This window comes from Aeromonas sp. MaB10011B (assembly GCF_017939325.1).
Taxonomy (GTDB): domain Bacteria; phylum Pseudomonadota; class Gammaproteobacteria; order Enterobacterales; family Aeromonadaceae; genus Aeromonas; species Aeromonas caviae.
On the sequence record NZ_JAGKRK010000034.1, the window covers coordinates 52,803 to 73,924 of the forward strand.

Genomic DNA, 21,122 nt, shown 5'->3' on the forward strand with positions numbered 1-21,122 from the left:
GTCTTGATGGTGCCGGCTCAGCCCAGTTCGGGGGCCGGGCAGTAGAGGCGCAGACGATGGCCATCCGGATCGAGGGCCATGCAGGTGTAGCCAAACTCCATCCGGGTCGGTGCCTGGATCAGGGTGAGCCCGCGCGCCTGCCACTCGGCAGACTGTCTATCGACCGCGGCATCATCGGGGAGGGCGAAGGCCAGCTCCATGGCCCCGGCCGTTTGGGTCACGGCGGGCTCGACCGTGGCGCTGGACCAGAGGGCCAGTCTGGCGCCCGATTCGAACACGAACATGGCAAAGGTGGGGGACTCCTCCACCGGTGGGCGTCCGAACAGCTCGCGATAGAAGAGCGTGCTGTGAGCCGGGTTGGCAACGTAGAGGATGGTGAACTGGGGGATTAACATGGTGATGCTCCTTGCTGATGAGATGGCGCATCGGCGCCGACTCCGTCAGCATGGCGCTGCCTGCTGTCAGTTTCTGTCAGCAATGAATCTGGGCTGCGGGATCTGCTGGCTGTCGCGCCACTCCTTGAGCAGCCGCTCCCGACTGCCCGGATAAGGTTCCGCTTCCAGCCGCATCGCGCTGATCCTGTCTACCCGAAAGTGACGAAAGGCCTGGCGCAGCTCGCACCAGGCAACCAGTACCCGCACCTGATCGAAGTAACCGAGGGCACAGGGCCAGACGGTGCGCTCCGAACTCTCCTCCTTGAGATCCCGATAGCTCAGGCTCACCTTGCGCTGCTGGCGGATGGCGCTGCGCAGCGGAGCCTCGTCGACAGGGCAGTCACCGCGAGAGGTGCCGATCAGCAGGGCATTGGCATGCAGCTGTTGGCGGTAGTCGGCGGGCAGTACGGCCTCTATCTTGGCCAGCGCGCTGCTGGCGGCGGTGCTGAGTGCATGATCGGCATGGGCCGCCACCCAGCGTGAGCCCAGCACCAGCGCATCCAGCTCCTCTTCACTGAACATCAGCGGCGGCAACATGAAGCCGGGGCGCAGCACATAGCCGATGCCCGCTTCCCCCTCGATGTGGGCGCCCTGTGCCTGCAGGGTAGCGATATCCCGATAGAGGGTGCGCAGGCTGATGCCAAGCTGGCTGGCCAGCTCGCTGCCGGTGATGGCGTAGCGGTGGCCGCGCAGCAGTTGCAGCAGGGCCAGCAGGCGTTCGGAACGGGACATGATATGGCTCCTCAAGATCTCCGCTCAGGGTGCCATGTTGTGACTGGGGGAGAAAGCTGAATGTGGAAAAGGCCTGCCACGGGCGGCGAGAAGATTTTTCGAGCAGAGCCCTTGAAAGCCGAAAGCGGGCCCCTATATAGATAACAAGGCCGGAACGCTCGACAGAGGTTTCGACCAGGCGCCCGTCCATCAGGAGGGCAAACAATCCGTTATCGCTCACAAGAGGGTAATACTATGCGTTCTATCGACTTTTCTCCGCTCTATCGTTCTGCCATCGGTTTCGATCGTCTGGCCACTCTCATCGAATCTGCCGCCAGCAATGGCAATGCCGGCTATCCCCCCTACAACATCGAGCAGCTGGGTGACAGCGACTACCGCATCAGCATGGCGGTGGCGGGCTTTACCCAGGAAGAGCTGGAGCTGAGCTTCCAGGAAAATCTGCTGACGGTGAAGGGCAGCAAGCAGGCCGACACCGAGCGCAACTACCTCTACCAAGGCATTGCTGAACGCGGCTTCGAGCGTCGCTTCCAGCTGGCCGACTATGTGCGGGTGAAGGGGGCCGACCTGAAGAACGGTCTGCTGCACATCGACCTGGTGCGCGAAGTGCCCGAGGCGATGAAGCCCCGCAAGATCGAGATCAACGGCTGACAGCCTGACCTCGTTGCATTGCTGATGTTTCCCGGGTGCCGATGGCGGGCCCGTGGAGAGTAAACCCTGTTGCTTTATAGAAGGATAGGATCATGCGTAACCTCGATTTTTCTCATCTCTATTCCAATGCCGTCGGCTTCGAGCGGATGGCCCGCGAGCTGGAAGGCCTGTTCGATCAGAAGACCTCGGCCTACCCCCCGTACAACATCGAAAAGCGGGATCACGACAGCTACCTCATCACGGTTGCCGTGGCCGGTTTCGATCGCAATGAGCTGGAGCTGGAGACCGAAAACGGTACCCTCAAGGTGAAGGGGCGCAAGGTCGCCACCATGGGCGAGCGCCAGTTCCTCCATCAGGGGATCGCCGAGCGGGACTTCGAGCTCGCCTTCAAGCTGAGCCAGCACGTGGAAGTGCAGGGGGCCAGGCTGGAGCACGGTCTGCTGACCATAGAGCTGGCCCGGGAGCTGCCGGAAGCGCTCAAGCCCCGTGCCATCCCCATCGGCAAACCCGATCAGCTGGCACTGCCCGGTTAAACAACATCGCTGACCACCTGATAGAAAAGAGGCCTGCATCTGCAGGCCTCTTTTTTTCATGCCGAAGGGGGAATCAACCGGCGTAGAGGGCGTTGATCTCGTCGGCCAGGATGGCGATGCCACGACGCACCAGATCTTCGCTCTGGGCATAGTTGAGGCGGATGCACTCCTGGCTGTGGCGCCACTCGGGGTCGTCGATGCCGGGGAAGAAGTAGTGGCCGGGCACGATCAGCAGGTTCTTCGCCTTCAGTCGCTCATACAGCTCCTGGCAGTGGATCGGCAGGTCTTCGAACCAGAGCCAGAGGAAGAGGGCTCCCTCCGGCTTGTGGATGTGGAAGCGCGGATCCGGAATGGCCTCGCGCAGCAGCTGGACCGCGAAGGTGGCTTTCTGCTGGTAGAAGGGTTTCACCACCTGTTCGCTCAGGGTGATGATGTCACCGCTCTCGATCATCGGAATGGTGATGGCCGGACCCAGGCTGCCCGGCGCCAGATTGATGATGCCGCTCAGGTTGGTGATGGCCCGGATGATCTTCTCGTCGGCGATGACGATGCCGCAACGGGTGCCCGGCAGGCCGAGCTTGGAGAGGCTCATGCAGAGGATGGTGTTGGCGTTCCAGAACGGCTTGGCGTCGCTGAAGATGATGCCGGGGAAGGGCACGCCGTAGGCATTGTCGATGAGCAGCGGGATCCCCTTGTCACGGGCGATCTGATCGAGGTGCTCGATCTCCTCGTCGGTGAGCACGTTGCCGGTGGGGTTGGTCGGCCGGGAGACACAGATCACCCCGATGTCGTCGCCCACCTGCAGGCTCTCGAAATCCACGTGGTATTTGAACTGGCTGTCGGGCAGCTTCTCGATGGTGGGCTTGTAGGCGACGAAATGATCGTCCGAGAGGGCCGAGTCGGCATAGCCGATGTATTCGGGGGCCAGGGGGAACAGCACCTTCTTCTTGCGACCGTCGGCGAACTCGCCGGCCAGCAGGTTGAACAGATAGAAGAAGGCGTTCTGGCTGCCATTGGTCAGGGCGATGTTGCGGGCGGAGATCTCCCAGCCCAGCTCCTTGCTGAGCAGGGTCGCCAGCGCCTTGGTGAACCTGTCCTTGCCCTGGGGGCCATCGTAGTTGGCCATGGCCTTGATCAGTTCGCCGTTGTCGAGCAGGGTATTGGCCTCGGCCTGAAAGCGTTCCAGCATGGCGGGGATGGGGGCCGGATTGCCGCCTCCCAGCATGATGGCGTCGGGATTCAGCAGCCCTTGATTGAGGTCGTCCATGAGTTGGGTAATACCGGCGTGGCGAGTGAACTTCTCGCCGAACAAGGAGAATTCCATTCGGTGGCAAATCCAGAGTCAGTTAAGGGGGGAGCTAGCACCATAGCTCACTTCAAAAGCGGGTGTCGATCAAAAAAACGGGGCGTTTCACGTGGAACAGGGTTGCCATGATGGAGGTGGTAAAAAAAACCATTTATAGGTTTTAAAATAACCAATATTCGATTCAGGAAGGGGGGTGGCAGCATCAAAAAATCATTTATATCAATAAAATCATGCTGTTATAAATCTGGCACAACTATTGGAATAGTTATGTGGTCATCTCAACCACACCGGAGCACGCCAGATGAAGATCCTGATCGCTACCCTGATTGCCAGCAGCCTGAGCCTGAATGCCATGGCCGCCGAGAACCCCAGACCCGAGCTGGACAGCTCCGCCCTGCAGCAGGAGATGCTGGCCTTGCAGCAGCAGGCCTCCCATGACGTGGTGGCAGAGGCCATCCACAACCTCAAGCCGCTGGCCCTGGAGACCCTGGTGGTGGAGGCGAGCTCGGCCGATGCGACTCATCCCGAGAGTTGAGGTGGCGCAAGGGGGTCTGCCCCGTGTGCTGCCTGAAGAAGGCGATGAAGGCGCTGTCGCTGGCGAACTCCAGGGCAGCGGCCACCCGGCTGATGGGCTCGGCTTCGGCCAGCAGTTCCATGGCCCGCAGCAGTCGCCACTGCTGGCGCCAGGCCTGGTAGCTCATGCCGGTCTCCCGCATGAAGATGCGGCCTATGGTCTTGTCACTGGCACCCACCCGCTCGGCCAGCCGGTTGAGCCGATCGGGCAGGGTGTCACCCCGCTTTATCTCCAGCAGCCAGCCGGTCAGACGCCCGTCTGACGGCAGCGGCAACTGCCAGGATTCTCGCGGCGCTTGCGCCAGCTCTTCTTTCAATAATGCCAGTGTGCAGGTTTGCTCTGCTTCCGGCTTGTCCCAGGGCCAGAGCGCCATCCGCTCGATGATCTCCCGCAGCAGCGGGTTGACCGCCAGCACCGCCATCTCGTTTGGCAACTCGGGCTCCGGCTGGAAGTAGAGGGAGCGATAGGCCACAACTCCGCGCATCAACACCCGGTGGGGCAGACCCGCTGGCAACCAGGCCGCTCGCGTCGGCGGCAGCAGGCAGACCTGATCGTCCAGCTCTATGGTCATGCAGCCTGCCTGGGCGAACAGCAGCTGGTGGCGCTGGTGCTGATGGCGGCCGGAGTCGTGCCAGCCGAGGGCGGCGGCAATACCGATGGCGCTGCCGTCGTGCTGGTCCGGATCAAAGGGGTGATCGGGAAGAATAAAGGCCATGTGTCCGATTCTTGCTGTTTATAGTCCGCCTTATTGTAATCGGACAAGTTATCCCTCTCTAGAATGGCGACCTCTTGTGAAGGAGGTGTGTCATGAACAACAGGTTGCCACCGCGCTGGCTGGTGGTCGGATTGATGATGTTTCCCCAGATAGTGGAGACCATCTACAGCCCGGTGCTGACCCATATCGCCACTGAGTTTCGGGTGAGCGAGGGGCAGGCGTCCCAGACCCTGTCGGTCTATTTTCTGGCGTTTGCGGCGGGCGTGGTCTGCTGGGGCCGAGTGTGCGATCTCATCGGGCGGCGTCCCGCCATGCTGGCGGGGTTGCTGACCTATGGTGCCGGCACCCTGTTGGCGTTGCTGGCCACTCAATTTGAAACCCTGCTGCTGGCCCGGGTCATCGCGGCCTTCGGCGCCGCCGTGGGTTCCGTGGTGACCCAGACCATGCTGCGCGACAGCTATCAGGGCAGCGATCTGGCACGGGTCTTTTCAGTGACGGGTATCGCGCTCTCCCTCAGTCCGGTGCTGGGGCTGGTGAGCGGCGGCCAGCTGGCGAGCGGGTTCGGCTATCTGGGGGTATTCAGCGCCCTGCTGGTGTTGGCAGTCGGATTGCTGCTGGTCACTTGCTGGCAACTGCCGGAAACCCGGCCGGCCATCACCCAGCGGGTGGCACTCTGGCCGCTGGCACAACGGATGGCGCGTGATGCAGCCTTGTGGCGCAGCGCCGCACTGGTAGCGCTGTTCAACACCATGCTGTTTGGCTACTACAGCCTGGCTCCCTTTCTGTTTGCCGGGCTGGGGTTGAGTGCGGGCGAGTTCGGTTACTCCGGCATCTTGCTGGCGCTGGCGACCCTGGGGGGTAGCCTGCTCAACAAGCGCCTGCTGGGCCGTGGCTGGACGCCTGCCTCGTTGATCCGGCTCGCTGCCGCGTTGGCGCTGGGGTCCGGCTGGCTGGTGTGGGCCAGTCAGACTTCGCTCTGGTTCCTGCTGCCCATGATGGGGGTGGTGGTGGCGTTCGGGCTGGCTATCCCCAATGTGCTGAGCCAGGCGCTGCTGGCCTACCGGGAGGTGGCGGGCAGTGCCGGGGCCCTGTTCGGGCTCGGTTACTACCTGCTGCTCAGCCTGGGGTTGGCGGTTGCCGCCAGCTTGCAGGATCTCGGTCTGCTGCTCGGGGGATGCGGTCTGCTGGCACTGTGTTGTTGCTGGCGTCGTTCCACGTGAAACATCAGGTGCCAATAAAACGGTAGCCGATGCCGGCTTCAGTTTCGATCAGGGTGGGTTGCTGGGAATGTTGCCGCCCAGCTTCTTGCTGCAACATCAGCTGCCGATAAAGCGGTAGCCGATTCCGGATTCGGTCTCGATCAGCGTGGGTTGCTGGGGGTTATCTCCCAGCTTCTTGCGCAGACTGGCGATGACGATGCGCAGGTAGTGAGTGTCCTCCTTGTGGCTTGGCCCCCAGATGTCGATGAGCAGCTGGGTCTGTTGCACCAGCTTGCCGGGGTGGCACACCAGCGCCTGCAACAGGGCGAACTCCTTGCGGGAGAGGGGGATCTCCTCGCCCTGCAGGGTCACCTTGTGGCTGCTGCTGTCCAGGGTCAGGCCACAGTGGGGGAAGTGTCGACACTCGCCGCTGGTGGCACCGACTCGCTGGCGCAGCAGCACCCGGATACGGGCCATCATCTCCCCGACGCCGAACGGCTTGCTCATGTAGTCGTTGGCCCCCGCATCCAGCAGCCGCACCTTCTCCTGCTCTGAGTCCCGCGCCGAGAGCACCAGCACGGGATTGGCGTGGTGCTCGCGGATGGCGTGCAGGATTTGGATGCCATCACCGTCCGGCAGGCCCAGATCCAGGATCACCAGGTCGGGGTTGAGGTGGCGATACTGCGCCATCCCCTCGGTGACGCCGACCGCCTCACTCACCTGATGTCCTTCGGCGATCAGGCTGATCCGCAAAAAACGGCGGATGGCCGCCTCGTCGTCGATGACCAGTATGTGAGCCATTCAGCCTCCCGTTTGCTGATTGAAAAGGGTGGCGACCATCAGGCCGCCGGTGCGTTGAGGGCCAGCGGCAGGGAGATGCGCATGCAGGTGCCGTTGCCGTTGGGGCCGGCGAATGCCCAGATACGGCCGCCGTGGACCTCTATCATAGCGCGGGAAATGGCGAGGCCAAGCCCGGTACCGCGGCTGCCGCAGTCGCCGACCGGCTGGGTGTAGAACAGATTGAAGATCTTGTCCCGATCCGACTCGGCGATGCCGACCCCGATATCGATGATGTCGATGATGAGGTCGGGATCCGCCAGCATCACCTTGAACTCGATGGGGGTGCCGGCCGGTGAGTAGCGGGAGGCGTTGTCGAGGATGTTGACCAGCACCTGCTCGATCAGGGCGCCGTGCACATAGAGCCGGGGGATCTGCTGATCGAAATGCACCAGCAGCTTGTGCTGGCGCCAGGAGGAGTCGAGCCGGCGGCGGGCGCTCTCCACCAGGTCCGCCAGGTCGACCCAGTCCCGTTTCAACTGGAAATCCGGTGAACCGATGCGGGTCATGTCCAGCAGGTTTTGCACATAGCCGTGCAGGCGGCGCGCCTCGTCCTGCACCGAGTGCAGCAGTTCGATGCGGTCCTCCGCACTTATCCGGTCCCCGTATTCCAGCAGGGTGCTGCCGGCCCCCATGATGGTGGCCAGTGGCGTCTTCAGGTCGTGGGAGACCGAGGAGAGCAGGGCGGCGCGCATCCGGTCGGTCTCCGCCTGCAACTGGCTGTCCGCCAGTCGCTCGTTGAGCTCGATCCGCGCCAGGGCGGCGCGGATATCGGTGAGCAGGGCCTGCAGCTGGTGCTCGGCAGCGGAGGTGAGCGGGCTGGCCAGCCGGATGCCCAGCACCAGGTCATCGCCGAGGTGATGATACTGGGCCTCGGCGGCGTTGAGGGTGGCGGTATGGGCACCGGCGCTCTGCTTCTGGGCCAGGCACCAGTCGATGGCGGCCTTGTCGGTCTGGCCCGGCCCGGTCTGGGTGTCACCGGCCCGGTACTGGTAATCCCCATCGAGCGCGAACACGGGCTGCCCAAGGGCGAGGGCGATGGCCTGGGTTCCCTGTCTCAGCACGTCCACCGGGCTGCTGGCGGTGGCCAGTCCCTGGCTCAGGGAGAGCAGGGCGTTACCGAGCTGCTGGGTCTCGCGCAGGCTGACCAGCTGCTGACGCTGGCGGGAGGCGAGGCGCCCGGCCGCGATGCCGACGATGAGCAGCACGAACAGGGTGAGCAGGTCGCTGTGGCTGGCCACGCTCAGGGAGAAGTAGGGGACGGTGAACAACAGATTGTGGCCGACGAATCCCAGCACGGCGGCCAGGATGGCGGGGACCAGGCTGGTGGTGAGCGCGGTGGCCAGCACCCCCAGCACGAACAGCATGGGCAGGGAGGCGGGGGGCAGCCAGTGGGAGAGGGCCCAGACCGCGGCCGAGGTTCCCCCCATGATGGCCACCGCCAGCAGGCTCTGGCGAAGCTCACCCGGGCCTGCCGTTGGCAGGGTCAGACCGGGCTTGCGCTTCTCGGTATCCACCAGCGTGATCTCGAATCCCTGCGCCTGTTTGAGCAGGTGCTGTACCAGGGATCGACGCCAGGGCGGGTTGCGGGATTTGCCGAGCAGCAATTGGGAGACCTGCTGCTGTTCGGCGGTCTCCAGCAGGGCATCGGCCACGGCCGGGCTGGAGAGGGTCAGCACCCTGGCCCCCAGTTGGGAGGCGAGCGCCAGCGCCTGCTCCAGCTCGGGGGAGCGTTGCCCCCTGCTGTCGATGTGCACCACCAGCCAGGGCAGTTGCCTGCGCTGGGCGAAGCGGTGGCCGTAACGCACCAGGGCGGCGCCGTGCTCATCCCCGATGCAGACCATCAGCTTGCCCCGCAGCGGCAGTGTGGTCTTGCCGGCCGCCTGCCACAGCAACTGCAGATCCCCCTCCACGTGGCTGGCGGCGGTCTGCATCGCCAGCTCCCGCAGGGCGGTCAGGTTGTTGAGGGAGAAGAATGACTGCAGGGCGGCCTTGGCCTGGTGGGGCACATAGACCTTGCCCTCCTTGAGGCGGCCGAGTAGCTCCTTGGGGGGGAGGTCGATCAGCACCAGGCTGTCGGCCTCCAGCAGCACCTGATCCGGCAGGGTCTCCTTGACCCTGACCCCGGTCAGCTGCCACACCAGATCGTTGAGGCTCTCCAGGTGCTGCACGTTGAGGGTGGTGTAGACATCGATGCCGGCGCCCAGCAGCTCCTCCACATCCTGCCAGCGCTTCTCGTGGCGGCTGCCGGGGGCGTTGCTGTGGGCCAGCTCGTCCACCACGGCGATGGCGGGCTTGCGCGCCAGCAGACCGTCCAGATCCATCTCCTCCAGGCGCTGCTGGCGGTGCAGGTGCAGTGTGCGCGGCAGGATGGCGAGCTTGTCGAGCAGGGCCAGGGTCTCCTGGCGGCCGTGGGTCTCCACCACCCCGATCAGGATGTCGACTCCCTCCCTGGCCTGCTCCCGCACCGCCTGCAGCATGGCGTAGGTCTTGCCGACGCCGGGGGCCGCGCCGAGAAACACCTTCAGCTTGCCCCTGTGCTCCTGCTCCAGGCTCGCCAGCAGGGCGTCAGCCCTCACTTCATCACGCATCCCCGTGCTCCCGTTGCATCGGCCGAACTGCGGCCGTGACCTCATTGCTCATGCTTGTCCCCGTTGTCGAAAGGGAGCCTTCCCGAACGGCAAGGAGCGCCCTCAGGCGCCCTTTTGATGATCGAGTTGCAGGTTCAACTGGAGAATGTTGACCACCTGCGGGCCAAGGATACCAGCTTGTGCCGCCGACTTGACCTGCTCCGTCAACTGAACGGGATCCAGCCCCCGTTGCCCGGCAACCCTATCCACCTGAGCCAGCACCGCATCGAGGGGCAGATGGGGATCGAGGCTGGAGGCGGAGCGGGTCAGCAGGGCGGGGACCCTGGCTTCCGGCTGCGCCCTGGCCGCAGCTGCGGCAAACTCGGCCCGTAGCGGCGAGCTCATCCCCAGGTTGCTTCCGCCGCCACCTATGGTGGCGAAATCGCTGGCGGAGGGGCGGGAGTGGAAGTAGTCGGCCCGCTCGAATTTCTGGGCCAGCAGGGCGCTGCCGACCACCTGCTGCTTGGCGTTGGTGAGCAGGCTGCCGTTGGCCTGCCAGGGGAAGAGCAGCTGGGCCAGCCCGGTGACGGCCAGCGGATATGCCACCCCCAGCAGCAGGGTCAGGGTCAGCAGGGTTCTGATTGCTATCATGATTTTTTGCTCCAAAAGATTGATGGGGTACAAGCCAGGCCTGCACCCCGCTATGTAGTCACACTAGGCCCAGGCCGGTGATGACCAGGTCGATCAGCTTGATACCTATGAAAGGCACTATCAGGCCGCCGACGCCGTAGATCAGCAGGTTGCGGCGCAGCAGGCTGGCCGCCGTTCCCTTCAGGCTGACCCCGCGCAGAGCCAGCGGCACCAGCGCGACGATGATCAGGGCGTTGAAGATGATGGCCGACAGGATGGCGCTCTCCGGGCTGCCCAGCTGCATCAGGTTCAGCGCCCCCAGCTGTGGATAGGCGGCGATGAACAGGGCCGGCAGGATGGCGAAGTACTTGGCCACGTCGTTGGCGATGGAGAAGGTGGTCAGGGCGCCACGGGTCACCAGCAGCTGCTTGCCCACCAGCACCACGTCCAGCAGCTTGGTGGGGTTGGAGTCGAGATCCACCAGGTTGCCCGCCTCCTTGGCGGCCTGGGTCCCCTCGTTCATGGCCAGGCCCACGTCGGCCTGGGCCAGGGCTGGTGCGTCGTTGGCGCCGTCCCCGCACATGGCCACCAGCCGGCCGTCGGCCTGCTCCTGACGGATGTAGGCCAGTTTCTTCTCCGGCGTCGCCTCGGCGATGAAGTCGTCCACCCCGGCCTCGGCGGCGATGGCGGCGGCGGTCAGCGGGTTGTCACCGGTGATCATCACGGTGCGGATCCCCATGTGGCGCAGGATCTGGAAGCGTGCCTTGATGCCCGGCTTGATGATGTCCTTGAGGAACACCACCCCCAGCAGCTTCTCGTGGGTGCAGACCAGCAGCGGGGTACCGCCCTGGCGGGCGATGCTGTCCACCGATTTGAGAATGAGCTCGGGCACCGCCTTGCGATCGAGGGAGAGGTAGCGCAGCACCGCGTCCACCGCCCCCTTGCGATAGTGATGGCCGTTGCGATCCAGCCCGCTCAGCCGGGTCTCGGCGCTGAAGGGGATGAGGATGTCGCTCTCCAGCTGGCTCGGTCTGGTGTGGCTCTTGCTCGCCAGGGTCAGGATGGATTTGCCCTCCGGCGTGTTGTCACCGAGCGAGGCCAGCATGGCGGCCTGGGCCAGCAGGGAGGGGTCCACGCCGGGGGCCGGGATCAGCTCGTCCGCCATCCGGTTGCCGAAGGTGATGGTGCCGGTCTTGTCCAGCAACAGGGTACGCACGTCGCCGGCGGCTTCCACCGCCCGGCCCGACTTGGCGATCACGTTGAGCTTCACCAGCCGGTCCATGCCGGCGATGCCGATGGCGGAGAGCAGACCGCCGATGGTGGTCGGGATCAGGGTGATGAACAGCGCCAGCAGATAGAGCCGGGGCACCTGGGTGCCGTTGTAGTCGAGGAACCAGGGCAGAGTGGCCACCACCAGCAGGAAGATCAGGGTCAGCCCCACCAGCAGGGCGTCCAGCGCCATCTCGTTGGGGGTCTTCTGCCGCTTGGCCCCTTCCACCAGGGCAATCATGCGATCCAGCGTGCTTTCGCCCGGGTTGTTGCTGATGTGCACCCAGATCTGGTCGGAGACGACGGTGGTGTTGCCGGTCACGCCGCTGCGGTCGGTGCCCGACTCGCGGATGACGGGGGCGGATTCGCCGGTGATGGCCGCCTCGTTGACCGAGGCAATGCCGGCGACCACTTCGCCGTCGGCCGGGATCATCTCGCCGCTGCGCACCAGCACCAGATCGCCCTTGCGCAGACTGGTGGCCGGTACCCACTCGCCCTTGTCATCCTGCGGGGTGGTGACCCGGCGTGCCTTGAGCTGGCTCATGCCGGCCTTCAGGCTGTCGGCCCGTGCCTTGCCGCGCCCCTCGGCCAGGGTCTCGGCGAAGTTGGCAAACCAGAGGGTGAGCCAGAGCCAGGCGGTCAGCTGCCAGGCCAGCGAAGGGGCGACGCCGGAGAGCGGCTGCCCCAGCAGCGACTCCTGGGTCGCCATCACGGCCGCCAGCCAGAGGGTGAACAGGATGGGGCTGCCGAGCAGCGCCCTGGGGTTGAAGCGATAGAGGGCTTCCACCATGGCCTGCAGGATCTGTGATTTCTGTTTCTTGCCCTTCACCTTGAGGGTGTCGGTGCTCATTGAAGCGGACTTGCTCATTGGAAAGCTCCCAGCATCGAATAGTTGGTCACGCAGATCAGTGGAGTGTGCAGCATCAGAAGGCACCTCCAAGCAGGCTCAGGTGCTCCGCCACCGGGCCCAGCGCCAGCACCGGCAGGAAGGAGAGACCCCCCATCAGCAGCACGGTGACGATCAACAGGGTAATGAAGAGCGGGCCGCTGACGGGGAAATCCCCCTCGCTTCGCTCCTGACGCGGGGCGCGGGCCAGCTGGCCGGCGATGGCCAGCACCGGAATGATGTAGCCGAAGCGGCCGAGCAGCATGGCCAGCCCGATGGCGATGCACTGCCAGTTGTCGGCGGCGGCAAAGCCGGCGAAGGCGGAGCCGTTGTTGCCGGCGGCCGAGGCGTAGGCATAGATCAGCCGTGACAGGCCGTGTGGGCCATCGTGTCCGATGACGGTGGCGGAGTCCGGCATCAGCAGGGTAATGCCGCCGATCACCAATACCCCGATGGGCATCACCAGCATGCTGGCGACCACCCACTTCATCTCGGTGATACCGAGCCGTTTGCCCAGATAGGTGGGGGTGCGCCCCACCATCAGGCCGCACAGGAACACGGTCAGCAGAACGAACAGCATCATGCCGTAGATGCCGGCACCGACGCCGCCGAACACCACTTCACCCAGCAGCATGTTGATCATGGCGACCATGCCGGCGAGCGGGGCGAAGCTGTCGTGCATGGCGTTGACCGAGCCGTTGGAGGCGGCGGTGGTGGCCACTTCCCAGATGCTGGACAGCACGGGGCCGAAGCGGCTCTCCTTGCCTTCCCAGTTGCCGGCTTCGCTGGTGAGGTGGGCGAGGGCGGGATCCGGCTTCAGCTCCTGGCCGATGGCGAGGCAGAGCCCCAGCACCAGCATGATGGTCATGGCGATGAGGATGGCGCGGCTGTGGGCCAGATCCTTCACGTAACGACCCAGGGTACAGACCATGGCGGCGGCCAGGGTCAGCAGGGCGACCATTTCCAGCCAGTTGGAGAGGGCGGTGGGGTTTTCGAACGGATGGGCCGAGTTGATGCCGAAGAAGCCGCCGCCGTTGGAGCCGAGCTGCTTGATGGCGATCTGGGAGGCGGCCGGGCCGAGCGGCAGCAGCTGCTCCTGGCCTTCCAGGACGTGGAACGGCAGGTAGGCCGACAGGCTCTGGGGCACCCCCTGCCATACCAGCAGCAGCGCCAGGATCAGCGCCATCGGCAGCAGCACGTAGAGGCAGAAGCGCACCAGATCCTGCCAGAAGTTGCCGAGGTGGGTGGTCTGCTGGCGGGCGATGCCGCGAAACAGGGCGATGGCGACGGCGGCGCCGGTGGCGGCGGAGACGAAGTTCTGGGTGGTGAGCCCCACCATCTGGCTGAAGTAGGAGAGGCTGGCTTCGCCGGAGTAGGCCTGCCAGTTGGTGTTGGTCATGAAGCTGACCGCGGTGTTGAAGGCGAGTTGCCAGTTCAGCCCGGGCAGCTGTTGCGGGTTGAGGGGCAGCAGCCCCTGTGCCATCAGGATCAGGAACAGCAGGCCGAAGCCGGCGCCGTTGAAGGCCAGCAGGCTGAGGGCGTAGGACTTCCAGTCCTGCTCGCGCCCGTCCGTGCCGCAGCAGGCCAGGGTGGCGCGCTCAAGCGGGGCCAGCCAGCGACTCTTGCCTTCAAACACCCGATACAGGTAGTTGCCAAGCAGAGGCGCCGGCAGCAGCACCAGCAGTACGAACGCGACGGGATAGATGATCTCTTGCCACATATCCGGTTCCTCACTCATGGGTGCGCGCAAGGGCGCGCAGCAGATAGCCCGCGAGGGCGAGGACCAGCAGCAGATATAGCCAATTCATATCGACTCCATTGGTGTAATTGACGACCAAATGGTAGGAATAACCGGCGTAAAGGCGCCATAAAGCCGGATTTGGCAGGCGTAAAATCGGCGTAAAAAAGCAGGTGTGGGCGCTATTTGGGGGAGGGGAAAGATCGAAAAACCCGGCCTGAGCCGGGTTTGGTAGCAAGTCGTTGAGGCTGACCTGATAGTGACAGGCCAGCTTCAAACATGCTTATCGCATGGTCACAAACTCTTCCGCGCTGGTGGGATGGGGAGTGGGAACGCAGTGGCCGGTTTGACCTCTATGCCCTAGCTCCCTCAGCGCATGGTGACAAACTCTTCTGCGCTGGTGGGATGGGGAGTGGGAACGCAGCGGCCGGTTTGCCCTCTATGTCCCAACTCCCTCAACCTCAGCGCATGGTGACAAACTCTTCCGCGCTGGTCGGATGGATGGCAACGCAGTTGTCGAAGTCTGCCTTGGTGGCGCCCATCTTCATGGCGACGCCGAAGCCCTGCAGGATCTCGTCCATGGCGAAGCCGATGCCGTGCAGGCCGACCACCTTCTCTTCCGGGCCGACGCAGACCAGTTTCATCCGGGTGGGCTGGCGATGCTGGGTCAGCGCCGAGTACATGGCGGTGAACTGGCTGCGGTAGACCTTGACCTGATCTTCACCGTACTCGGCGATGGCTTCCGGCTCGGTCAGCCCTATGGTGCCGATGGGCGGGTGGCTGAACACCACGGTCGGCACCAGATCGTAGTTGAGGTGCTCGCCCGGCTTGCTGTTGAACAGCCGCTCGGAGAGACGGCGGCCCGCCGCGACGGCTACCGGGGTGAGCTGGATCCGGCCGGTGTTGTCACCGACGGCATAGAGGTTGGCGACGGCGGTATTCTGGAACTTGTCGGTCGGGATAAAGCCCTTCTCATCGAGCGTGATGCCGGTGGCGGCCAGGTTGAGGTTGTCGGTAGCCGGGACACGGCCGATGGCCCAGATCAGGCAGTCGACGGTGAGGTGGCGACCATCTTCCAGCTGCAGGGTCAGGCTCTCGTCGGCGTTCTTGATGACGGCTTTCGGAATGGCGTGGGTGTGCAGCTTGGGTCCTTCTTGCGCCATGATCTCCACCAGAGTCTCGTGGATCATGGGGTCGAAGTTGCGCAGCGGTGCGTGCTTGCGCACCACCAGGTGGGTCTCGGAGCCGAGCGCCTGCATCACGCCGGCGATCTCCACCGCGATATAACCGGCACCCACCACGGCAACCCGTTTGGGTTGTTCTTGCAACTCGAAGAAGCCGTCGGAGTCGATGCCCAGCTCGGCACCCGGGATGGCCGGCACTTCTGGGCGGCCGCCGGTGGCGATCAGTATGTGATCGGCGCTGTACTGCTCGCCATTCACCTCGATGGTGTTGCTGCTGACGAAGCGGGCGAAGCCCTTGATGACGGTGATCTGGTTCTTGCCCAGCACGTTCTGGTAGGACTGGTGAATGCGCCCGATATAGGCCTGACGGGATTCGACCAGCTTGGCCCAGCTGAAGTGGTTGAGCGTGGTGTCGAAGCCGTAGTCGGCGCCATATTTCAGGGCATCGGCGATCTGGCCTGCATACCACATGGCCTTCTTCGGTACGCAGCCGACGTTGACGCAGGTGCCACCCAGCTCTTTGGCTTCGATCAGGGCGACTTTCTTGCCGTACATGGCTGCCCGGTTGGCCGAGGCGATGCCGCCGCTGCCGCCACCGATGGCGATGTAGTCAAAATGCTGTGCCATTGCGAGGTTCTCCGCTCGTTAAGAATGCAGTCACAGCATGATGGGGATAAAGCGGCCGGCTCACAAGAGCCGGTGCTCAGTTCTGCTGGATGGGCAGGCGAATGTGGAACTGGGCGCCCTGGCCCGGTTCGCTGGCGCAGTGGATGCGGCCGCGCAGCAGCTGGACCACCAGGTTGTAGATGATGTGAGTGCCGAGCCCGCTGCCACCCTGGCCCCGCTTGGAGGTGACGAAGGGATCGAAGATGCGCGGCAATATCTCCGGGGGGATGCCGCGGCCGTTGTCACTGTAGTCGATGACCAGCTCGTCTCCCTGCTGCGCCACCTGGATGGTGATCTTTCTGGGCCTGTCCCAGCCATCGAAACCGTGATGGATGGAGTTGAGGATCAGGTTGGAATAGATCTGGGTGAAGCTGCCCGGGAAGGAGTAGATGCTCAGCTTGGGATCGCACTGGATGTCCACCTCGCACTGGGCCTTCTTGAGCTTGTAGCCGAGGGAGACCACCACCTGATGCAGGTTGTCGGCGAGGCTGAAGTTGTAGCGGGCCTCGGAGGACTGATCCACTGCCACCTGCTTGAAGCTGGCGATGAGCTCCGAAGCGCGGCGTAGGTTGCCTTGCAGCAGTTGCATCGACTCGTCGAGATTCTGGGTGAATTCGTTGAGGTAGGTGCGGGAGAGCTGCTTGGCCTCGATATGCTGCTTGAAGTCGGCCACCCGCTCCTGCAGGTAGGAGGAGGCGGTGACGCTGATGCCGATGGGGGTGTTGATCTCGTGGGCCACGCCGGCAACCAGGGAACCGAGGGAGGCCATCTTCTCCGACTCCACCAGGGTCTGCTGGGCCTGCTTGAGATCGTCATAGGCCTTGCCTAGCTGGTCGTTGGCATCGCTCAGGCTGCGGGTGCGTTCCGCCACCTTGCCTTCCAGCTGCTCGTTGAACAGGGTGATCTCCCGCTCCACCTTCTTGAGGGGGGTGATGTCATAACCAAAGCCAATTAGGTACTTGAGGTTGGGCCCCTCGTAGAAGGGAGCGAAGGTCCACTGCAGTACCAGCTCGTTGCCCTGCTGGTCGTGCATGGTGATCTCCCTGTCCTCCAGAGCGCCCTGCTCGGCCAGGGTGGCGGCCAGCTCGTCACGCTGCTCCTTGCTGACAAAGAGATCCAGCCAGTTGTGCTGCAACAGTTCCTGGTGGTGATAGCCGGTCAGCAGGATGGCCGCCGGGTTGATGCTGGCGATGTTGAGATCCGGCTCCATGCAGCAGATGACCATGTTGGCGGAGTTGATCAGGGTGGCGGAGAAGTCCCGCTCCTGCTGGAGCTGATCGGCGGCCTGATGGCGGGCCGTGAACTCGTCGTTCAGCCGGGTGCGCATCTGGTTGAGGGTGGCGGCCAGGGTATCGAATTCGTCAGGGGACTTGCGGGGCAGGGGCCGACCTTCCAGGGTCAGCTCCACCGCGAGGCGATCCAGGCTCAGTTTCTGGGCATAGCTGACGATGCGGTTGATGTGACGGATCACCAGATAGTAAATGATGACCAGGATGCAGAACGAGACGACCAGGGTCTTGATGGTCTGGCTGACCAGGATTAGCACGGATTTCTCGATGAGGCGCTGGTAGACCTGCTCCAGGGAGGCGGCGACGAAAAGCTTGCCGACCACTTCCCCCTGATAGCTCAGGGTGAACTCGCGGGAGATGTCGTATTGGGGCTGCTCCACCCCCTGGGTGAGCAGGGGCACTTCCGAATTGCCCAGCATCTCCTTGACCATGACGAACTGCATGTTGGGCAGGTTCATGATGCCCTCGATCTGCACCTTCACCTGCTCTTCATCCAGATTCCAGAGACTGGCCGAGATGGGTTGCAGGAAGGAGGCCTCGATCTGGCCGATGCTGGCCTCGATGACGGTCACATCCTTGTTGTAGTCCCAGGCGAGCTGAAGCACGGTGATGAGCAGTGCCAGCACCGTACTGCAGATCAGAATGTAGGAAAGCAGACGATAAGAGAGTCCGTTAAGGCCGACGGCCTTGGAGAAGATTCCTGACATGGCGTCCTTGCGGTCTGGATTGAGTGCGGTTTAGTTTAACTGCTTCATGGACTTATGTCGTGTGTCATCCAATGGATAAAAATAAGGCCCCTTTCGGGGCCTTGTTTGTGTGGGCTGGGATCAGTGACCACCCTTGGCTTTTGCCGGGATGGATTCGTCGAATTCCGGCAGCGGCTTGTGTTCGGATGCCAGGAAGGTGTAGATGACCGGCAGCACGAACAGGGTGAACAGGGTGCCGATGGCCAGACCCGCCACGATGACAATGCCGATGCTGAAGCGCTGTGCCGCCCCCGCCCCCGAGGCATAGAGCAGCGGGATGAGGCCTGCGATCATCGCCGCCGTGGTCATCAGGATGGGGCGCAGACGGACCTTGGCAGCCTGCATCACGGCTTGCATCCGGTTCAGACCATGGAGCAGCTGCTCCTCCTTCGCCACCTCGCAGATCAGAATACCGTGCTTGGTAATCAGACCGACGAGGGTGATGAGACCGACCTGGGAGTAGATGTTCATGGTGGCCATGCCCCACGCCAGGGCGATCAGCGCGCCACTGATGGCCAGCGGCACCGACACCATGATGACCAGCGGGTCACGCACGGATTCGAACTGGATCGCCAGCACCAGGAAGATGATGGCCAGGGCCAGGGCGAAGGTGGCGTAGAGCGCATTCCCTTCGGTCACGAACTGGCGGGCTTCACCCATGAAGTCGTAACGATAGCCTTGGGGCAGCTTCTCTTCCGCGGTCGCCTTGAACCAGTTGATCGCATCCCCCATGGCCACGCCCGGTGCCGGTACGGCGCCGATGGTGGCGGAGTTAAGCTGGTTGAAGTGGGGCAGGGCACGGGGCTCTCCCTTCACTTCAATCTTGATCAGGCTGCCCAGCGGGATCGACTTGCCGTCGGCGGCACGCACGTAGTACCCCTTGATGGACTCGGGGTTGAGACGGAACTTGCGCTCCACCTGCGGGATCACCTCGTAGGAGCGGCCATCCAGGTCGATACGGTTGACGTAACCGTCCGCCATCATGGTGCCCATGGTGATGCCGATGTCCTGCATGGTGATGCCGTAGGCCCCCGCCTTGTCCTTGTCGATGCTGATCTTCATGGTGGCCGAGTCGTAGTTCAGATCGAGATCCGAATAGACGAACTGGCCGTTGGCCTGGGTTGCCGCCAGCATCTCACCCGCGATCAGGAACAGGCTCTCGAAGCTGTTCGGGGTGGTGATGACGAACTGGATGGGCAAACCGCTCGAGGCCCCCGGCAGTTCCGGGAACTGGAAGGTGGTGATGGCCATCCCGGGGATGTCCTTCACCAGACCGGCAACCCGATCCAGCACCTCTTTCTGGCTCGCTTCACGCTGGCTCCAGGGCACCATGGAGGCGATACCGAACGCCTGGTTGGAGTTGAACACCCCCGAGAAGACCTGGGAGTAAGCGATCTCCGGCTGGTCGTCCAGGACTTTGTTCACGTCCGCCATGGTGTTTTCGATGTAGTCCAGGTTGGCGTTGGAAGGGGCCGTCCCCAGCACCGCCATGACGCCTTTGTCCTCGGACGGGGCCAGCTCGCTCGGAATGAACTTGAACAGCAGCGGCAGGCTGGCGAACACGATGACGGCAAACAGGATGACCACGATGCGCTTTTGCATCACGGCATGGAGCATGGCGTCGTAGCGGGCCGTCATCCGGTCCAGCAGGTCGTGTACGGTACGCTCGAACTTGCCGGGCTCCTCGTTGGCCCTGAGCATCTTGGCGCACATCATGGGCGACAGGGTCAGGGCGATGATGCCCGAGACGAACACGGCGCCCGCCAGGGTCAGCGCGAACTCCTTGAACAGGGAGCCGGTGATGCCCCCCATCAGGGCGATGGGCGCATACACCGCCGCCAGGGTGACCGTCATGGCGATGACGGGCACGGCGATCTCCCGGGTACCTATGATGGCGGCCCGGAACGGCTCTTCCCCTTCCTTGATGTGACGATCGACGTTCTCCAGCACCACGATGGCGTCATCCACCACCAGACCGATGGCCAGCACCATCGCCAGCAGGGTCATGAGGTTTATGGAGAAGCCGAACATGTCCATCATCATCACCACGCCGATGAGGCTCAGGGGAATGGTGATGATGGGGATGATGACCGCCCGGAACGAACCGAGGAACAGGGTGATCACCACCAGTACGATGGCGGCCGCCTCCAGTATGGTCTTGATGACCTCGTGGATGGATTCGTTGATGGCGATGGTGGAGTCATACAGGACGTTCACCTGCATGGTGCTCGGCATGTTGCGCTTCAGGCTCGGCAGCAGCTCCAGCACATCGTGGGCGATGTTGATGGGGTTGGCTGTCGGGGCTGCGTTGATGGCCAGAACCACGGCTTCGCGGCCGTTGGCGCTGGCGCGATAGATGTCGTGGCTCTTCTCCAGGGAGACCTTGGCGATGTCGGAGAGACGGATCACCTTGCTGTCGCGGGTGGCGACCACCAGACGCTTGAGCTCTTCGATGTTGCCGACCTGGGTCTCGGCGTTGCCGTTGAACAGGGTGAAATAGCCGGTGGCCTGGCCGGTCGCGGACTGATAGTTGTTGCTGTTGAGCACCGTCATCACGTCGCTTGAGGTCAGGTCAAAGGCGGCCATCTTGGCCGGATCCAGCCACACCCTCAGGGCGAATTCGACACCGCCATACAGATCCACCTTGGAGACCCCGCCCACGGTAAACAGCTGGGGCTTGATGACCCGCTCCAGGTAGTCGGTGATCTGGCTGGAGTTGAGCTCCGGGCTGGTGAAGCCCATGTAGAGCACCGCCGTGGTGGAGCCGGTGGAGGAGGTGACCGAAGGGTCTTCCGCCTCTTTGGGCAACTGGGAACGCACCGAGTTGACCTTGGCCAGGATGTCGGACAGCGCGGCGTTCGGATCGGTGTTGAGCTTCATGTACGCCGTCACCGTGGAACTGCCCAGCTGGCTCGAGGAGGTCATGAAGTCGATGTTGTCGGCCTGGGCGACCGCCTGCTCCAGGGGCTGGGTGATGAAGCCCTGGATCAGATCCGCACTGGCGCCATAGTAGCTGGTGTTGACCGTGATGACGGTGTTGATCACCTCGGGGTATTCACGCACCTGCATCTTGAAGATGGCCTGGAAGCCCAGCAGGGCTATCAGGAAGCTGAGCGAGATCGCCAGCACAGGCCGTTTTATGAATATGTCAGTAAATCGCATCGCA

The 21,122-nt window shown here is 63.4% G+C and carries 17 protein-coding genes; 4 read left to right on the forward strand and 13 right to left on the reverse strand.

What is annotated here, in order from left to right:
- Window positions 1–17: 17 nt before the first annotated feature.
- Together J9893_RS10915 and J9893_RS10920 are read right to left on the reverse strand one after the other, a co-directional pair.
- Window positions 18–395 carry a VOC family protein gene (locus tag J9893_RS10915; protein ID WP_041212070.1) on the reverse strand — a complete coding sequence of 126 codons (378 nt, stop codon included), beginning with the start codon at window positions 393–395 and terminating at the stop codon, window positions 18–20.
- 66 nt (window positions 396–461) lie between these two features.
- Window positions 462–1,166 carry a YafY family protein gene (locus tag J9893_RS10920; RefSeq protein WP_041212071.1) on the reverse strand — a complete coding sequence of 235 codons (705 nt, stop codon included), beginning with the start codon at window positions 1,164–1,166 and terminating at the stop codon, window positions 462–464.
- A 234-nt stretch (window positions 1,167–1,400) separates the two neighbouring features.
- On the opposite strand from J9893_RS10920, the gene J9893_RS10925 reads away from it, so the two are divergent.
- Complete coding sequence (locus J9893_RS10925; RefSeq protein WP_010672291.1) at window positions 1,401–1,814, forward strand: Hsp20 family protein; 414 nt, start codon at window positions 1,401–1,403, stop codon at window positions 1,812–1,814.
- Window positions 1,815–1,906: 92 nt separating this feature from the next.
- Window positions 1,907–2,347 carry an Hsp20 family protein gene (locus J9893_RS10930; RefSeq protein WP_010672292.1) on the forward strand — a complete coding sequence of 147 codons (441 nt, stop codon included), beginning with the start codon at window positions 1,907–1,909 and terminating at the stop codon, window positions 2,345–2,347.
- 73 nt (window positions 2,348–2,420) lie between these two features.
- On the opposite strand, the gene J9893_RS10935 is transcribed toward J9893_RS10930, so the two are convergent.
- Window positions 2,421–3,671, reverse strand: coding sequence for a valine--pyruvate transaminase (locus tag J9893_RS10935; protein WP_210600348.1), 1,251 nt, complete (start codon window positions 3,669–3,671; stop codon window positions 2,421–2,423).
- 283 nt (window positions 3,672–3,954) lie between these two features.
- Between J9893_RS10935 and J9893_RS10940 the strand changes: the two genes are divergently transcribed.
- A complete protein-coding gene (locus J9893_RS10940; protein ID WP_143236869.1) occupies window positions 3,955–4,188 on the forward strand; it encodes a hypothetical protein in 234 nt (77 codons plus the stop codon).
- On the opposite strand, the gene J9893_RS10945 is transcribed toward J9893_RS10940, so the two are convergent.
- Window positions 4,118–4,942, reverse strand: a complete 825-nt coding sequence (locus J9893_RS10945) for a helix-turn-helix transcriptional regulator (RefSeq protein WP_143236870.1) — start codon at window positions 4,940–4,942, stop codon at window positions 4,118–4,120. The genes J9893_RS10940 and J9893_RS10945 overlap by 71 nt on opposite strands.
- 92 nt (window positions 4,943–5,034) lie before the next feature.
- Between J9893_RS10945 and J9893_RS10950 the strand changes: the two genes are divergently transcribed.
- On the forward strand, window positions 5,035–6,162 hold the full coding sequence (locus J9893_RS10950; protein ID WP_143236871.1) for a multidrug effflux MFS transporter: 1,128 nt from the start codon (window positions 5,035–5,037) through the stop codon (window positions 6,160–6,162).
- Between the two features lie 96 nt (window positions 6,163–6,258).
- On the opposite strand, the gene J9893_RS10955 is transcribed toward J9893_RS10950, so the two are convergent.
- The 9 genes from J9893_RS10955 to J9893_RS10995 all read right to left on the reverse strand — a co-directional run bounded on the left by J9893_RS10955 (window position 6,259) and on the right by J9893_RS10995 (window position 21,118).
- Complete coding sequence (locus J9893_RS10955) at window positions 6,259–6,942, reverse strand: response regulator (protein ID WP_010672297.1); 684 nt, start codon at window positions 6,940–6,942, stop codon at window positions 6,259–6,261.
- A 38-nt stretch (window positions 6,943–6,980) separates the two neighbouring features.
- Window positions 6,981–9,569, reverse strand: a complete 2,589-nt coding sequence (locus J9893_RS10960) for a sensor histidine kinase KdpD (RefSeq protein WP_143236872.1) — start codon at window positions 9,567–9,569, stop codon at window positions 6,981–6,983.
- A gap of 102 nt (window positions 9,570–9,671) precedes the next feature.
- Window positions 9,672–10,199: a potassium-transporting ATPase subunit C gene (locus J9893_RS10965; protein ID WP_201997299.1), complete on the reverse strand. Its 528-nt coding sequence runs from the start codon at window positions 10,197–10,199 to the stop codon at window positions 9,672–9,674.
- 58 nt (window positions 10,200–10,257) lie between these two features.
- Window positions 10,258–12,315: a potassium-transporting ATPase subunit KdpB gene (gene kdpB / locus J9893_RS10970; RefSeq protein ID WP_143236874.1), complete on the reverse strand. Its 2,058-nt coding sequence runs from the start codon at window positions 12,313–12,315 to the stop codon at window positions 10,258–10,260.
- Between the two features lie 55 nt (window positions 12,316–12,370).
- Window positions 12,371–14,053: a potassium-transporting ATPase subunit KdpA gene (gene kdpA, locus J9893_RS10975; RefSeq protein WP_210600346.1), complete on the reverse strand. Its 1,683-nt coding sequence runs from the start codon at window positions 14,051–14,053 to the stop codon at window positions 12,371–12,373.
- Between the two features lie 10 nt (window positions 14,054–14,063).
- The gene (locus J9893_RS21660; RefSeq protein WP_226009230.1) at window positions 14,064–14,348 is read right to left on the reverse strand and encodes a hypothetical protein; all 285 of its coding nucleotides are present in this window, start codon (window positions 14,346–14,348) and stop codon (window positions 14,064–14,066) included.
- A gap of 184 nt (window positions 14,349–14,532) precedes the next feature.
- The gene (gene gorA, locus J9893_RS10985; RefSeq protein ID WP_210600345.1) at window positions 14,533–15,882 is read right to left on the reverse strand and encodes a glutathione-disulfide reductase; all 1,350 of its coding nucleotides are present in this window, start codon (window positions 15,880–15,882) and stop codon (window positions 14,533–14,535) included.
- A gap of 76 nt (window positions 15,883–15,958) precedes the next feature.
- On the reverse strand, window positions 15,959–17,917 hold the full coding sequence (locus J9893_RS10990) for an ATP-binding protein (RefSeq protein WP_039040659.1): 1,959 nt from the start codon (window positions 17,915–17,917) through the stop codon (window positions 15,959–15,961).
- Window positions 17,918–18,037: 120 nt separating this feature from the next.
- The gene (locus J9893_RS10995; RefSeq protein WP_039040660.1) at window positions 18,038–21,118 is read right to left on the reverse strand and encodes a multidrug efflux RND transporter permease subunit; all 3,081 of its coding nucleotides are present in this window, start codon (window positions 21,116–21,118) and stop codon (window positions 18,038–18,040) included.
- Window positions 21,119–21,122: the final 4 nt, after the last annotated feature.